Annotated in this window: 14 protein-coding genes; 12 read left to right on the top strand and 2 right to left on the bottom strand. The window is 32.1% G+C overall.

Going from position 1 to position 15,367, the window contains the following annotated elements; all coding sequences use genetic code 11:
* Positions 1 to 15 precede the first annotated feature (15 nt).
* From Q0842_RS06260 to argH, 11 genes are all read left to right on the top strand, one after another.
* Complete coding sequence (locus Q0842_RS06260; protein ID WP_298495619.1) at positions 16 to 630, top strand: GNAT family N-acetyltransferase; 615 nt, start codon at positions 16 to 18, stop codon at positions 628 to 630.
* Positions 631 to 665: 35 nt separating this feature from the next.
* Complete coding sequence (locus Q0842_RS06265; RefSeq protein WP_298495621.1) at positions 666 to 1,841, top strand: argininosuccinate synthase domain-containing protein; 1,176 nt, start codon at positions 666 to 668, stop codon at positions 1,839 to 1,841.
* Positions 1,842 to 1,844: 3 nt separating this feature from the next.
* Positions 1,845 to 2,822, top strand: coding sequence for an N-acetyl-gamma-glutamyl-phosphate reductase (gene argC / locus Q0842_RS06270; RefSeq protein ID WP_298495623.1), 978 nt, complete (start codon positions 1,845 to 1,847; stop codon positions 2,820 to 2,822).
* Positions 2,823 to 2,938: 116 nt separating this feature from the next.
* Entirely contained in the window at positions 2,939 to 3,733 is a 795-nt protein-coding gene (gene proC / locus Q0842_RS06275) for a pyrroline-5-carboxylate reductase (protein ID WP_298495626.1), read from the top strand.
* A gap of 1 nt (position 3,734) precedes the next feature.
* A complete protein-coding gene (locus Q0842_RS06280) occupies positions 3,735 to 4,883 on the top strand; it encodes an aminotransferase class III-fold pyridoxal phosphate-dependent enzyme (protein WP_298495790.1) in 1,149 nt (382 codons plus the stop codon).
* A gap of 1 nt (position 4,884) precedes the next feature.
* Positions 4,885 to 6,078 carry a glutamate-5-semialdehyde dehydrogenase gene (locus Q0842_RS06285; protein ID WP_298495628.1) on the top strand — a complete coding sequence of 398 codons (1,194 nt, stop codon included), beginning with the start codon at positions 4,885 to 4,887 and terminating at the stop codon, positions 6,076 to 6,078.
* Positions 6,079 to 6,080: 2 nt separating this feature from the next.
* A complete protein-coding gene (gene proB / locus Q0842_RS06290) occupies positions 6,081 to 6,845 on the top strand; it encodes a glutamate 5-kinase (RefSeq protein WP_298495630.1) in 765 nt (254 codons plus the stop codon).
* 8 nt (positions 6,846 to 6,853) lie between these two features.
* Complete coding sequence (locus Q0842_RS06295; protein ID WP_298495633.1) at positions 6,854 to 7,792, top strand: N-acetylornithine carbamoyltransferase; 939 nt, start codon at positions 6,854 to 6,856, stop codon at positions 7,790 to 7,792.
* 75 nt (positions 7,793 to 7,867) lie between these two features.
* Complete coding sequence (gene argB / locus Q0842_RS06300) at positions 7,868 to 8,644, top strand: acetylglutamate kinase (protein ID WP_298495635.1); 777 nt, start codon at positions 7,868 to 7,870, stop codon at positions 8,642 to 8,644.
* Position 8,645: 1 nt separating this feature from the next.
* Positions 8,646 to 9,713, top strand: coding sequence for a M20 family metallo-hydrolase (locus Q0842_RS06305; protein ID WP_298495638.1), 1,068 nt, complete (start codon positions 8,646 to 8,648; stop codon positions 9,711 to 9,713).
* Between the two features lie 37 nt (positions 9,714 to 9,750).
* Positions 9,751 to 11,025 carry an argininosuccinate lyase gene (gene argH, locus Q0842_RS06310; protein ID WP_298495641.1) on the top strand — a complete coding sequence of 425 codons (1,275 nt, stop codon included), beginning with the start codon at positions 9,751 to 9,753 and terminating at the stop codon, positions 11,023 to 11,025.
* Between the two features lie 266 nt (positions 11,026 to 11,291).
* Here the strand turns inward: argH and leuB are convergent, their stop codons facing one another.
* Both leuB and Q0842_RS06320 read right to left on the bottom strand, forming a co-directional pair.
* A complete protein-coding gene (gene leuB / locus Q0842_RS06315) occupies positions 11,292 to 12,410 on the bottom strand; it encodes a 3-isopropylmalate dehydrogenase (RefSeq protein ID WP_298495643.1) in 1,119 nt (372 codons plus the stop codon).
* A gap of 45 nt (positions 12,411 to 12,455) precedes the next feature.
* Entirely contained in the window at positions 12,456 to 13,631 is a 1,176-nt protein-coding gene (locus Q0842_RS06320; protein WP_298495646.1) for a 2-isopropylmalate synthase, read from the bottom strand.
* Positions 13,632 to 13,779: 148 nt separating this feature from the next.
* Here Q0842_RS06320 and Q0842_RS06325 point away from each other — a divergent pair, with 148 nt between their 5' ends.
* Complete coding sequence (locus tag Q0842_RS06325; protein ID WP_298495647.1) at positions 13,780 to 15,324, top strand: hypothetical protein; 1,545 nt, start codon at positions 13,780 to 13,782, stop codon at positions 15,322 to 15,324.
* Positions 15,325 to 15,367 lie beyond the last annotated feature (43 nt).

Below are 15,367 nucleotides of genomic sequence, written 5' to 3' on the forward strand. Positions count from 1 at the left end.
TTAATAATAAAGGAAATGAAGGTTGTAATAGCCGATAAATCACACACTAAATACGCAGAAGTTATTTGTGAAACTATTGCAGAATCTGCTGCAGTAAGAGGTACAGGTATTGCTAGACGTACTCCAGAGTACATATCTACCAAAATGGAAAATGGAAATGCAGTAATTGCCTTAGATGGCGATAAATTTGCGGGATTTTGTTATATAGAAAAATGGGGTCATGGTAAGTTTGTTGCTAACTCTGGTTTAATAGTACACCCTGATTATAGGGGAGAAGGGCTTGCTAAAAAAATTAAGCATAAAGTATTTGCACATTCCAAAGAAAAATTTCCAGATGCAAAAATTTTTAGTATTACTACAGGTTCTGCAGTAATGAAAATGAATAGTGATTTAGGTTATAAACCTGTTGTTTTTTCAGAATTAACAGATGATCAAACTTTTTGGGATGGCTGTCAAACTTGTAAAAATTACGATGTTTTAACACGTACAAACAGAAAAATGTGTTTATGTACAGGTATGTTATACGATTCTAATGTAAAAAAAGAAGAGGTAAAACCTATAAAACAAAAAACATTTAATAGACTAAAAAAAATAAAAGAAGCGTTGTTTCTTAAAAAAGATAAAAAATAGATTTCCTGATAAAGGAAATGAAAAATAATAATTCAATGAAAAAATTAGTAATAGCATATAGTGGTGGTTTAGATACATCATATTGCGCAGTAAGTTTATCAAAAGAATATGATGTGCATGCCGTTAGTGTAAACACAGGTGGTTTTACACAAGAAGAAATAGAGCATATTGAAAGCAATGCATATAAAATGGGTGTTTCAACCTATAAGAATATAGATGCAGTTGCTACATTTTACCAAAAAGTAGTAAAATATTTAATTTTCGGAAATGTATTAAAGAATAACACATACCCATTGTCTGTAAGTGCAGAGCGTATTATTCAAGCTATAGAAATTGTAGAGTATGCTAAAAGTATTGATGCAGAATATATAGCTCATGGCAGTACTGGCGCAGGAAATGATCAGGTGAGGTTTGATATGATTTTTCAAACTTTGGCTCCTAATATTAAAATTATTACACCTATTAGAGACCAAAAATTAACAAGACAAGAAGAAATAGATTATTTAAAATCTGAAGGTATAGATATGTCTTGGGAAAAATCAAAATATTCTGTAAATAAAGGACTTTGGGGAACAAGTGTTGGTGGTGTTGAGACATTAGCTTCAGAAAAACCTTTACCAAACGAAGCTTACCCATCGCAATTAAAACATGCCGAAGACGAAAAAGTAAAACTTACATTTACTAAGGGTGAATTAGTAGCTGTTAATGGTATTGAAAATACTCCTGAAATAAATATAGAAGTCTTGAATAATTTAGCATCACCTTATGCTATAGGTAGAGATATACATGTTGGTGATACTATTGTTGGTATAAAAGGTAGAGTAGGTTTTGAGGCAGCAGCAGCTTTAATAACAATTAAAGCGCATCATTTATTAGAGAAACACACTTTAACTAAATGGCAATTACAACATAAAGAATATTTGTCTAGTTTTTATGGAATGCATTTACATGAAGGACAATATTTAGATCCGGTAATGCGAAATATTGAAGCTTTCTTAGAAAGTAGTCAAGAGATGGTAACTGGTGATGTTACTGTTACTTTAAAACCATATCATTTCTCTTTAGATGGGATTGTTTCTAAACACGACTTAATGAGTGCTAAATTTGGAAGTTATGGTGAAGAAAATAAAGCATGGACTGCTGATGATGCCAAAGGATTTATTAAAATTCTTGGAAATCAAAATAAAATATACAGACAAGTAAATTCTTAAAATATGATTAAGGTTGGAGTTATTGGAGGTGCAGGTTATACAGCAGGAGAGTTAATTAGATTATTAATTAATCACCCTGAAACTGTAATTGACTTTGTGTTTAGTACAAGTAATGCTGGTAATAAGATTAGTAAAGTACACCAAGATTTAGTTGGGTCTTTAGATTTGAAATTTACAGATACTGTAAACCCAGATGTTGATGTTTTATTTTTGTGTTTAGGACACGGTAATTCGGTTAAATTTTTAGAGGCAAACACGTTTTCTAATAACACAAAAATTATTGATTTAGGTAACGATTTTAGATTAGAAGTAGATAAGACTTTTAAAGGAAAAACATTTGTTTATGGTTTGCCCGAATTAAATAAAGAGGCTATTGTAAAGGCAAATTATATTGCTAATCCAGGATGTTTTGCAACAGCAATTCAACTTGGTTTACTACCATTGGCTAATGCAGGTTTAATTAATAAAGATGTGCATATTAATGCTGTTACTGGAGCTACAGGTGCAGGAACATCATTATCTGCAACAACCCATTATACATGGAGAGATAATAATTTTTCTTATTATAAGCCATTTACACACCAGCATTTAGGAGAAATAAACCAATCGGTTAATCAGTTACAATCTAGCTTTAATTCTGAAATTATTTTTATGCCAAATAGAGGTAATTTTTCTAGAGGTATTTTTGCAACTATTTACACCGATTTTGAGGGCACAGTAGAAGAAGCCAAAGATATTTATAAATCGTTTTACAAGGATGCTAAATATACATTTGTATCTGATGATTTTTTGCATATGAAACAAGTTGTAAACACCAATAAATGTTTGGTGCATTTACATAAACATGAAGGTAAATTGTTAATTACAAGTGTAATTGATAATTTATTGAAAGGTGCTTCTGGACAAGCAGTTCAAAACATGAATTTAATGTTTGGTTTAGAAGAAACAACCGGATTAGGATTAAAGGCAACATATTTTTAGAAGTATTGTGATGCGTTAGGGATTGTAGTGGAAAGCCCACAGCGAGGCACGAGCGAGGACTTGTAACAAAAAGCCCGACCCTTGTGGTAACGCCAAAAAAAATAAAATAGTGTATTATGAAAGTAGCAATTATTGGAGCAGGTAGTTTAGGTCAATCTATAGCAAAAGGACTGGTAACTACAGATGCTTTAACATCATTATATTTAACGAAAAGGCACATTGATTCAATTAAGGAATTTAATGTTTACGATAAAGTGACATTAACGTCTGATAATGCTTTGGCTGTTAAAAAAGCCGATATTTTAATTTTTGCTATTCAGCCAAGACATTTTGAGGCTATTTTAAAAACTATTAAACCATTATTGAATAAAAGCCATTTAATAATTTCTGTGATTACTGGTTTTGCAATTTCAAGAATTGAAGATATTGTTGGAAAAGACAATTATATAATTCGCTCAATGCCAAATACAGCTGCCTCTGTGGGGCAGTCTATGACTTGTATTTCTGCTAATGAAAAAGGAAAGGAAAAAGTGAGTATTGCTAAAACTATTTTTGATAGTATGGGCAGAACTATGGAAATTCCTGAAGAGCAATTACAAGCTGCAACGGTTATTTGTGCTAGTGGTATTGCGTTTTGGATGCGTTTAATTCGTGCTACAACTCAAGGTGCTATTCAGTTAGGGTTTGAGGCACATGAAGCTCATGAACTGGCTATGCAAACGTGTTTTGGAGCGGCAACTTTATTAAAAGAATCTGGTAAACATCCAGAAGAAGAAATAGATCGCGTAACAACCCCAAGTGGCTGTACCATTGAAGGTTTAAATGAAATGGAACACCAAGGTTTAAGCTCGTCGCTTATAAAAGGTATAAATGCCTCTTTTGAAAAAATTAACCAAATTAAAGCCAATTAATATGCCATTATTTAATGTATATCCGTTGTATGATGTAACACCAGTTTCTGGAAAAGGCGTTTATGTTTATGATGAAAAAGGATCAGAATATTTAGATTTATATGGTGGTCATGCTGTAATTTCAATTGGGCATGCACATCCTAAATATGTTGAAGCGATTACAGAGCAAGTTTCTAAACTTGGTTTTTATTCAAACGCTATTCAAAACCCTTTACAAACAGAATTAGCCGATAAAATTGAAGCACTTTCTGGTTGTAAAGACTACGAATTGTTTTTGTGTAACTCTGGTGCTGAAGCGAATGAGAATGCTTTAAAACTAGCGTCTTTTAAAACAGGAAAATCTAGAGTTGTAGCATTTAAAAATGGTTTTCATGGTCGTACTTCGGCAGCTGTAGCAGCAACCGATAACAAAAATATAATTGCTCCTATTAATGCGCAACAGAAAGTTACTATCCTAGAATTAAATGATATTGATGCAGTTAAAACAGAATTAGAAAAAGGAGATGTTTGTGCTGTAATTGTTGAATTTATTCAAGGTGTTGGTGGGTTAGATCAAGCTACTGCCGAGTTTTTTGAACAAGTAGATGCGCTTTGTAAAGCCAATAACTCTATGTTTATAGCAGATGAGGTGCAATCAGGCTATGGGCGTTCAGGTAAATTCTTCGCATTTCAGCATTATAATGTAACACCAGATATAATATCTATTGCAAAAGGCATGGGTAATGGTTTCCCTATTGGAGGAATTTTAATTCACCCAGATATTGAAGCTAAATTTGGTATGTTAGGAACCACATTTGGAGGCAATCATTTAGCTTGTGCCGCTGGCTTAGCTGTTTTAAATGTAATTGAAGAGCAAAAGTTGATAGATAATGTTAATGAAATGTCTGATTACTTTATTAAAATTGCCAAAACTATTCCGCAGTTAAAAAATATTAAGGGCCGTGGTTTAATGCTAGGCTTAGAATTCGATTTTGAAGTTGGCGAATTAAGAAAAAAGCTAATTTATAACCACCATATCTTTACTGGTGGTGCTTCAAATAAAAAATTATTAAGAATATTACCTCCATTAACCGTAAGAAAAGAACATGTTAATATGTTTTTTGAAGCTTTAATTGAGGCCTTGAATGAAGTTGAAATAACTATTGCATAAAATGAATACACTATTATCTATAGATACCAGAAACTCAGTATTGCTTAAAATGGCGATGCTTTTAGAGCGCGAACGTCAAGCCATAATAGCTGTTAATAAAACAGATTTAGAGGCTTATAAAGGTGATGATATTTCGATGTTTGACCGGTTAAAAGTCGACGATTCTAAAGTTGACGAAATGATTAAATCGGTAACGCATTTAGCATCTCAGGACGACCCTGTTGGTGTTGAGCGTTTTAGCTTTAAGCATGAAAACGGAATGCAGGTTTACAATAAAACAGCCTCTTTTGGTACAGTCATGATTATTTATGAATCTCGACCAGATGTAACTGTTGAGGCCGCTGGTATTGCTTTTAAATCTGGTAATAAGATTTTATTAAAAGGAGGAAAGGAATCTTTACGTTCCAACTTAAAAATTGTTGAGTTATGGCATGAAGCTTTAAAAGAGTTTGGAGCTTCTACTAATTGGGTTGAGTATTTACAATTTAATAGAACAGAAACGCAAGCATTTTTAGAAAAACCAACACAAAAAGTAGATTTAATTGTGCCACGAGGTGGTGAGCGTTTAATTGCTTTTGTAAAACAACACGCTACCTGTCCTGTTATTATTAGCGGTCGTGGTAATAATTTTGTATATGTACATAAAGATGCCGATCCAGATATTGCATTAGATATCATTATGAATGGAAAGTCGAAAATATCGGCTTGTAATGCGGTAGATAAAGTTCTAATTGATAAAAATCTTCCTAATAAAAAAGCCTTTATTGAATCTTTAATTTCAAAATTAAAAGCATCTAATATTGAAATCTTAGGGGATTCTGAAACATGTAAATTTGATAATATTAAAGCTTTTGAGTCTGATGATATTTGGTACGAAGAGTTTTTAGATTATAAAATTGTTATTAGTGAAATTGGTTCTAACTCAGAAACCATTGCCATGATTAATAAGTATTCTGGAGGGCATTCTTCAGTTATTGTAACAAGTAATAAAGATGAAGCTAAAGTCTTTATGGAAAATGTTGATACTGCGGCTGTTTACCATAATGCATCTTCACGATTTACAGATGGTGGTCAATTAGGCTTAGGAGGCGAGTTGGCTATTAGTACAGATAAGTTACACCAACGTGGACCAATTGGTTTAAAGCACTTGGTAACAAATAAATGGTATGTTCACGGAAGCGGACAAATAAGATAGGTATGCAGAAAAAGAAACGCATATTATTGAAAATAGGCTCTAACACGCTTACTAAAGAAACCGATAATATTTCTAGAGGTAAGATTGAAGACATTGCAAATCAAATCGCGAAACTTCAAGATGCATACGAATTTATTATTGTAAGTTCTGGTGCGATTGCTGTGGCTAAACAATTTGTAAAGCTTGAAAGTCAACGCGAAGAAGTTTTTGTAAAGCAAGCATTGGCGTCTATTGGGCAACCACATTTAATAAGAATTTATCAAGAAATTTTTAGAGAATATGGTTTGTTGAGTTCGCAATGTTTATTGTCTTATTCAGATTTTGAAAAAAAGGAAAGTAAAACCAATATTGTAAACACAATTAATGTATTAGTTAACAATAATTACATTCCAATTATTAATGAAAATGACACCGTTGCTACAGACGAGATAAAATTTGGCGATAATGATAAATTAGGAGCGCTTACGGCCTCTCTTTTAGATGTCGATTTGTTTATAATAGCAACCAACACAAATGGCATTTATACAAAAGATTCCATAGAAAATAAAGCACCAAAAACAATAGAAACGGTTTCAAATCTGGAGGCATTAGAAAAGCAAGTTGTTAACTCAAAATCATCACATGGTAGTGGTGGTATGCAATCTAAAATAGAAGCTGCATCAGTAACAAAAATGGCCAATATAGAAACATGGATAGTAAATGGTCTAGATGATAATTTTATAATTAATGCTATGGAAAACAACGTGTCGTTTACCAAAATTAAATAAAAGTAAGAATGAAGAAATACACATCCATTAACGATATAGATAATATAAACACTTGGATTGAGGAAGCTAAGCAATTAAAGGGAAACCCGATTAAACATATTGAACTAGGAAAAAATAAAACCTTAGGTTTATTATTTTTTAATTCAAGCTTACGAACACGTTTAAGCACACAAAAAGCTGCGTTAAATCTTGGTATGAATCCTATTGTTATGAATGTGTCTGGAGATGCTTGGGGTATCGAGTTTGGAGACGGTACAGTTATGAACGGCACAACAGCAGAACATATTAAAGAAGCTGCAGCCGTAGTGTCTCAATATTGCGATATTATTGCGGTAAGAGCATTCCCTACTTTAACCGATAAAGAAAAAGACGAAAGTGAACATGTTTTAAAATCATTTACAAAATACGCCTCTGTACCAATTGTTAATATGGAAAGTGCAACAGGGCATCCATTGCAGGGTTTAACAGATGCCATTACAATATCAGAACACGCAAAAGTAAAAAAACCTAAAGTTGTTTTAAGTTGGGCACCACATATTAAAGCATTGCCTCACGCTGTGGCAAATAGTTTTGCACAAGCCATGCAAAAAATGGATGTAGAGTTTGTAATTGCAAACCCTAAAGGTTACGATTTAAACCCTGAAATTACTGGTAATACACCAATTTATCATAATCAAGAAGAAGCATTTAAAGACGCAGATTTTGTGTACACAAAAAACTGGAGTTCTTATCAAGATTATGGTAAAGTTGTTAATACAGATCCTAATTGGATGATAACTAAACAGAAACTTGGCGATGCAAAATTTATGCATTGTTTACCAGTTAGACGAAATGTAGTAGTTGAAGATGCGGTTTTGGATACAGATAGCTCGTTAGTTATTGAGCAAGCAAACAACAGAACATTTGCTGCACAATTAGTGCTTAAAAAAATATTGGAAGATTTATAATAATTGGCTTTTAGCATTCAGTTATTGGTGCAGACAGATGCCAAAAGCTAAAAGCTAAGGCTTAATAAATAAAAAATGAAAAAACTATCCATTGTAAAAATAGGCGGAAACATTATTGAAGACGAAGCTTCTTTAGATGCATTTTTGAAATTATTTTCCAATTTAGAAGGTAAGAAGATATTAGTACATGGAGGAGGAAAACGTGCAACACACATTGCTTCCAAATTAGGTATTGAATCTAAAATGGTAAATGGCCGTAGAATAACTGATGCTGATACCTTAGAGGTAATAACAATGGTTTATGGTGGTTTGGTTAATAAAAGCGTGGTAGCAAAATTGCAAGCTTTAAATACAGATGCTATTGGATTAACAGGAGCTGATGTAAATAGTATTAAATCTAATAAACGACCAGTAAAAGAAATCGATTTTGGGTTTGTTGGTGATGTTAAGCAAGTGGCTTATAACTCTATAGATAAATTAATTCAAGCCGATTTTACACCTGTTTTTTGCGCCATTACTCACGATGGTAATGGGCAGTTATTAAACACTAATGCAGATACTATAGCATCGCAAGTGGCTATTGGGATGAGTAATTTATATGAAACCTCTATTTATTATTGTTTTGAATTAAATGGCGTTTTAAGAGATATAAACGATAAAAATTCGGTTTTGAAGCATATAGATTCAAAAATGTATAAGGAATTATTACAGCAAGGTATTATTGCAGATGGTATGTTACCAAAGCTTGAAAATTGTTTTGATGCATTACGTAGTGGTGTTAAAAATATAAATATGGGAAACACCTCAATGTTAACCCAAGCAAATAATAATTTTACAACAATAACATTATAAAATGGCGATTCAAGAATTAACACAAAATGCTATATCGCTTTTAAAAAAGCTTATAGAAACACAATCTTTTTCTTCTGAAGAAGAGCCTACAGCTGCACTTATTGAAAATTGGTTTAAACAATACAATATAGATTTTAAACGTAATAAAAATAATGTTTGGGCGGTTAATAAACATTTTGATGAAAGCAAACCTACTTTGTTACTAAACTCGCATCACGATACCGTAAAACCTAATTCAGCTTACACCAACGACCCCTTTAAAGCCTTTGTTGAAGACGGGAAATTATATGGCTTAGGTAGTAACGATGCTGGTGGTTGTTTGGTTTCTTTAATGGCAACTTTTACCCATTTTTATAATAACGAAAATTTAAAATATAATTTAATTATTGTTGCATCTGCAGAAGAGGAAAGTAGTGGCCCCAACGGGTTAAATAGTATGTTGGCTATAATCCCTAAAGTTGATGTGGCTATTGTTGGTGAACCCACTTTAATGAATTTGGCAGTAGCAGAAAAAGGCTTAGTGGTTTTTGAGGCTGTTATTGAAGGTACACCAAGCCATGCGGCACACCCAAATGATAATAATTCCATTTATAATACAATAGAAGCTTTACAATGGTTTAAAGATTTTAAGTTTGAAAGAGGCTCTAAAGCTTTAGGTGATGTAAAATTAACGGTAACGCAAATAAATGCAGGTTCCCAGCATAATGTGGTGCCAGGTCATGTAGATTTAGTGATTGATGTTCGTGTTAATGATGCGTATAGCAACTCTGAAATTGCCGAAATTTTAAAAGAAAAAGCGCCAGTAACAAGTATTAAACCACGTAGTTTACGATTAAATTCATCGTCAATTCCTGTTGATCATGATTTGGTAAAAGCTGGTATTGCTATGGGCAGAAGTACTTATGGTTCGCCTACATTATCAGATCAAGCAGCATTATCTTGTCCGAGTTTAAAATTAGGGCCTGGTGATAGTACACGCTCACATTCAGCAAACGAATTTATTTATGTGAACGAAATAGAAGAAGGTATTAAAATATATATTGAATTGTTAAATCGTGTAATCGTTTAAACAATTTTACACATTAACAAATAAACATTTTTAGAAAATGAAACTCTGGGACAAAGGTATATCAATCGATAAAAAAATAGAACAATTTACTGTAGGAAACGATAGGGAAATTGATATTCATATAGCAAAGTACGATGTAATTGCATCAAAAGCTCATGCTAAAATGCTTCAAAAAATAGGCATTATTTCTGTTGAAGAATTAGTGGAGTTGTTAAGCGGGTTAAAAATTTTAGAAGAGCAAATAGAAAACGGCACATTTGTTATTGATGCTCAGTTTGAAGATGTACATTCTAAAATTGAGTTTGAACTTACTAAAAATCTAGGTGAAGTTGGCAAAAAAATCCACACGGCACGTTCTAGAAACGATCAGGTTTTAGTGGCTTGTCACTTATACTATAAAGAGAATTTAGGGTTGATAAAACAAAAAACAAAAACCCTTTTTGAGACACTTTTAGGTTTGGCAGAAACTTATAAAGACAAAGTTTTACCAGGTTATACTCATTTGCAAGTTGCTATGCCATCATCATTTGGATTATGGTTTTCTGCTTATGCAGAACTCATGATTGACGATGTGTTTTTACTAGATGCAGCTATAAAAACTGTAGACCAAAACCCTTTAGGGTCTGCTGCTGGTTATGGAAGTTCATTCCCAATAGATAGAGAGTTAACCACCAAAGAAATGGGCTTTGCAACACTAAAATATAATGTGGTTGCAGCACAAATGGGACGTGGTAAAAACGAACGTACTATTGCAGCAGCTCTTGGAAGTTTATGTAACACCTTGTCACGTTTTGCTATGGACACTTGTTTGTATATGAGTCAGAATTTTGGCTTTATTTCATTTCCAGACGAACTAACTACAGGAAGTAGTATTATGCCACATAAAAAGAATCCGGATGTGTTTGAGTTAATTCGTGGTAAGTGCAATAAAATACAAGCATTACAAAGTGAAATGATTTTAATTACCAATAATTTACCAAGTGGTTATCATAGAGATTTTCAATTATTAAAAGAAAATATGATTGCTGCTTTTGAAGAACTTAAAAACATTCTTGATATTTTTAATTACTCCATCCAGCAAATTATTGTTAAAGATGTTGATGTTAATAGTGATTTGTACAAATACTTATTTACAGTAGATAATATAAACACTTTGGTTGTTGAAGGACAAAGTTTTAGAGAGGCTTACCAAAAAATTGGTGGACAAGTTCAAGATGGTACGTATGTTCCAGATACATCAAAACAGCATACACATGCTGGGAGCATTCATAACTTATGTTTAGATAAAATTCGAAATAAGTTTCCTGAGTAGAAAATTTTAAACTACAATATTTACCTCAGATATTAAATGCTTAATATCTAGAAACGTACTATTAACCTTGAACTGTGCGTTAGGGATAGTAGAGAAAAGCCCACAGCGAGGTACGAGCGAGGACTTGTAACGAATAGCCCGACCCTTTCGGGTAACGCCATAATAAATTAAATAGTTATATAAAAAAGCGCATGTTTTACATGCGCTTTTAAGGACTTTCCAATAATAATGTTTAGTTTAATTTGCTTGGTGACTAACTCAAATAATTAAATAATTGTGGATTGCCCTAAGTGTATATTAGTAAAGTTTAGATTAGTTTCGTCTGGATTTTGAATAAAATCTTCAATAAAATCGCCTACTTTAGTGGTGCTAATATTATCGTATTTATTGTTTAAATCTGGGGTTGTAATATGTAATTTTAGTGATTTGTCTACACCTTCTCTTACTAGTGCTGCTTCTTCGTCTAACCCAAAGTGATCTAATAGCATGGCTGCCGATAAAATTGATGCAATAGGGTTTGCAATGCCTTTGTTTGCTGCTTTTGTGTATGCACCATGTATGGGCTCAAACATAGCATGTTTTTCGCCAATAGAAGCTGATGCTAATAAACCGATTGAACCAACAATAACGCTGGCTTCTTCAGATAGAATATCGCCAAACATGTTTTCTGTTAAAATAACATCAAACTGTCTTGGATTAATAATTAACTCCATTGCAGCATTATCAATATACATGTATCTAACTTTTACATTTGGATATTGAGGTGCAATTTCTTTAACAATACGTCTCCATAAACGAGAACTTTCAAGTACGTTTGCTTTATCAACTAATGTTAGTTTTCGTTTTCTTGATTGTGCTGCTTTAAAAGCTAAATGTGTTATACGTTCAATTTCGAAACGTTCATATTTGCAAACATCAGATGCGGTATTTCCATCGTCGCTTAAATGGCGATCTCCAAAATAAATACCTCCAGTTAATTCACGATAAATAAGAATGTTAGTATCCTTTATTTGCTTTACTTTTAATGAAGATTTACTTAGTAAATCTTCATAAGCTATTATAGGTCTTATGTTTGAGTATAATCCTAGTTCTTTACGAATGCCTAAAAGACCTTGCTCTGGTCGAATTTTTGCGTCTGGATCGTCATCATATTTTGTGTCTCCAATAGCTCCAAATAAAACAGCATCTGCTTTTTTGCAAATGCTAATAGTTTCTTCTGGCAAGGGCTTTCCTGTTTTGTCGATAGCGCTAGCACCGACCAATGCATGTTGAAATGTAAATATGTGGTTGTATTCCATAGCAACGGCTTTCAGTACCTTAACGGCTTGAGCTATAACTTCTGGTCCTATACCATCGCCTGGTAATACGGCAATATTTAATTTCATTAATTTACCTTTTAGTTATTTCCATGAAAAAGGAAACTATATTATTTAAGCAGAAGTAATTTCGTTATATACTTTGCTGTTTTCTATTATTTTATGGATGTCGTTATCGTCAACTTCTTTTTTCTTATCGGCAAAATCTAAGAAATTAGTATAGATTTCATCTAATTGAAGTTTCGTTAATTCATACCCAATATTTTTTGCTCTGTAAGCCAATGCAGCTCTTCCACTTCTTGCTGTTAAAACTATAGCAGACTCAGTTACGCCAACATCTTTTGGGTCAATTATTTCGTAAGTTTCACGGTTTTTAATAACTCCATCTTGATGAATTCCAGAACTGTGAGCAAAAGCATTTGCTCCAACAATAGCTTTGTTTGGTTGTGTATAAATCCCCATACTATCAGATACTAGTTGGCTAATGCCATATAACATTTCTGTTTTTATGTTTGTATCTAAATTTAAATAAGGGTGTTGTTTTAAAATCATTACAACCTCTTCTAAAGCAGTGTTTCCAGCTCGTTCGCCAATACCATTTATAGTACATTCAATTTGTCGTGCACCATTTATAACACCTTCTATAGAGTTTGCGGTTGCTAAACCTAAATCGTTATGGCAATGACAAGATAAAATAGCTTTATCAATACCTTTTACGTTTTCTTTTAGGTATTTAATTTTCGCACCATATTCGTGTGGTAAGCAGTAACCTGTAGTATCTGGGATATTTAAAACTGTAGCACCTGCTTTAATTACGGCTTCGCAAACACGGGCTAAATATTCATTATCAGTTCTACCTGCATCTTCAGCATAAAATTCAACATCTTCTACAAAAGACTTTGCATAGGTTACAGCTTTTACAGCACGTTCTATAATAGCTTCTTGGGTAGATTTAAATTTATGTTTTATATGTGATTCTGAAGTCCCAATACCTGTATGTATTCTTGGTGTTTTAGCATATCTTAAAGCTTCACCAGCTACTTTTATATCATTTTCTACAGATCGTGTTAAACCACAAACCGTTGCATGTTTTACAATTTTAGAAATTTCTTCTACCGATTTAAAATCTCCTGGACTAGACACAGGGAAACCAGCTTCAATAATGTCAACTCCTAATAAATCTAGCTGCTCAGCAATAATTAATTTTTGGTCAGTATTCAATTTACAGCCAGGGACTTGTTCACCATCTCTTAGCGTTGTATCAAAAATTTGGACTTTATTATCAGACATTTATTAAAATATATTTTCGTATTGTTACACGAATTTATATTTTGCTTTTCGAAACACAGAACTTCATATATAAATATTACGATGTTTAACCCTGTATTTATTGGGTTAATAACCTGAAAATCAAGTTTATAAAACTGTTTTTATGACTATGACAAAAGAGCAAAAAGATAATTTATTTGTACTAATAAAATCCTTGTCTAAATCGGAAAAAAGACAATTCAAGCTTTATGTTGGTCGTTTGGGAGTTAATGAAGAGTCAAAATTTTTAAAACTTTTTAATATTCTTGATAAAATTAAAGCTTACGATGAAGATGTTATTCTTAAAAAAGGCATTGTCAAAAAACAACAACTCTCTAATTTAAAAGCACATTTATATAAACAGATTTTAATTAGTTTACGATTAAATCCTTCGCATCAAGATATTAGGATTCAAATACGAGAACAACTTGATTTTGCTACCATTTTATATCACAAAGGACTTTACAAACAAAGTTTAAAAATTTTAGATAAAGCAAAAAATTTAGCAATTTCTCATGAAGAAAAAAATGTAGCTTCTGAAATTGTTGAACTGGAAAAAGTAATTGAATCTCAGTATATTACGAGAAGTATAAGTAATCGGGCAGACGAATTAACAATTCAAGCTAAAGAGCTAAGTTTACAAAATGTATTAGCTAGTAAATTATCAAATTTATCATTGCAGTTATATGGTTTGTTTTTAAAAATGGGTTACATAAAAAACGATGAGGATTATCAAATAATTACTAAATATTTTAATGACAGACTTCCAAAATACGATATCAATAAACTTGGGTTTAGAGAAAAACTTTGGCTTTATAAATCGTATCTGTGGTATAGTTTTTTAACAGTCGATTTTTTAGCATGTTATAAATATGCTTCAAAATGGGTTGATTTGTTTTATGAAAATAAAGATATGATTGCTTTAAATCCTGTCTTTTTTCTAAAAGGGAATCATTATTTATTGGAATCGCTTTTTTATTTAAGGCAGTACGAAAAATTTAAATTTTCTTTATCGAAACTAGAAGCTTTAACCAAAGAAAAATGGTTTCCAACCGATGATAATATTGATGGTTTGGCTTTTCTATATATATACAACAACAAATTTAATTTACATTTTATTGAAGGTAGTTTTGAAAAAGGACAACCACTTATTGATGAGGTTTTATTACGATTAGAAAATTATAAAAACCGCATAGATGAACACCACATTATGGTGTTTTATTATAAAATTGCAAGTATGTATTTTGGTGCTGGTAATAACAAGAAATGCATCTATTATTTAGAAAAAATAATAAGCAATAAATCATTACAAATGCGAGAAGATTTATTGTGTTTTTCAAGAATTTTAAACCTTGTTGCACACTACGAAGCTGGTTTAGACTATAATCTTGATGAGTTAATAAAAAGTACATATAAATTCTTGATTAAAATGGAGGATTTATACGAAGTCCAAAAAGAGTTTATTAAATTTTTACGTGGTTTAGGCGATATTTATCCACATGAGGTTAAAGCTGAGTTTATAAAACTTCACAAAAAATTAAAAGAGTATGAAAACGATCCTTACCAAAGTCGTTCGTTTTTATACTTAGATATTATATCTTGGTTAGAATCTAAAATTGAAAGTCGCCCAATAGGAGATATTATAAGAGATAAATTTAAAAAAATAAAAAGTTAGAGATTGTTTTTATCTTAACTATAAAGTACCTAGCAATCCATTA

Source organism: uncultured Algibacter sp. (genome assembly GCF_947495675.1).
GTDB lineage: Bacteria > Bacteroidota > Bacteroidia > Flavobacteriales > Flavobacteriaceae > Algibacter_B.

Bases quoted from the DNA above. Each gene is read 5' to 3' on its own strand.
- Q0842_RS06320 (WP_298495646.1), bottom strand. From the start codon at position 13,631: ATGTCTGATAATAAAGTCCAAATTTTTGATACAACGCTAAGAGATGGT.
- Q0842_RS06260 (WP_298495619.1), top strand. From the start codon at position 16: ATGAAGGTTGTAATAGCCGATAAATCACACACTAAATACGCAGAAGTT.
- proC (WP_298495626.1), top strand. From the start codon at position 2,939: ATGAAAGTAGCAATTATTGGAGCAGGTAGTTTAGGTCAATCTATAGCA.
- Q0842_RS06305 (WP_298495638.1), top strand. From the start codon at position 8,646: ATGGCGATTCAAGAATTAACACAAAATGCTATATCGCTTTTAAAAAAG.
- argC (WP_298495623.1), top strand. From the start codon at position 1,845: ATGATTAAGGTTGGAGTTATTGGAGGTGCAGGTTATACAGCAGGAGAG.
- argB (WP_298495635.1), top strand. From the start codon at position 7,868: ATGAAAAAACTATCCATTGTAAAAATAGGCGGAAACATTATTGAAGAC.
- Q0842_RS06280 (WP_298495790.1), top strand. From the start codon at position 3,735: ATGCCATTATTTAATGTATATCCGTTGTATGATGTAACACCAGTTTCT.
- Q0842_RS06265 (WP_298495621.1), top strand. From the start codon at position 666: ATGAAAAAATTAGTAATAGCATATAGTGGTGGTTTAGATACATCATAT.
- proB (WP_298495630.1), top strand. From the start codon at position 6,081: ATGCAGAAAAAGAAACGCATATTATTGAAAATAGGCTCTAACACGCTT.
- Q0842_RS06295 (WP_298495633.1), top strand. From the start codon at position 6,854: ATGAAGAAATACACATCCATTAACGATATAGATAATATAAACACTTGG.
- Q0842_RS06285 (WP_298495628.1), top strand. From the start codon at position 4,885: ATGAATACACTATTATCTATAGATACCAGAAACTCAGTATTGCTTAAA.
- leuB (WP_298495643.1), bottom strand. From the start codon at position 12,410: ATGAAATTAAATATTGCCGTATTACCAGGCGATGGTATAGGACCAGAA.
- argH (WP_298495641.1), top strand. From the start codon at position 9,751: ATGAAACTCTGGGACAAAGGTATATCAATCGATAAAAAAATAGAACAA.
- Q0842_RS06325 (WP_298495647.1), top strand. From the start codon at position 13,780: ATGACAAAAGAGCAAAAAGATAATTTATTTGTACTAATAAAATCCTTG.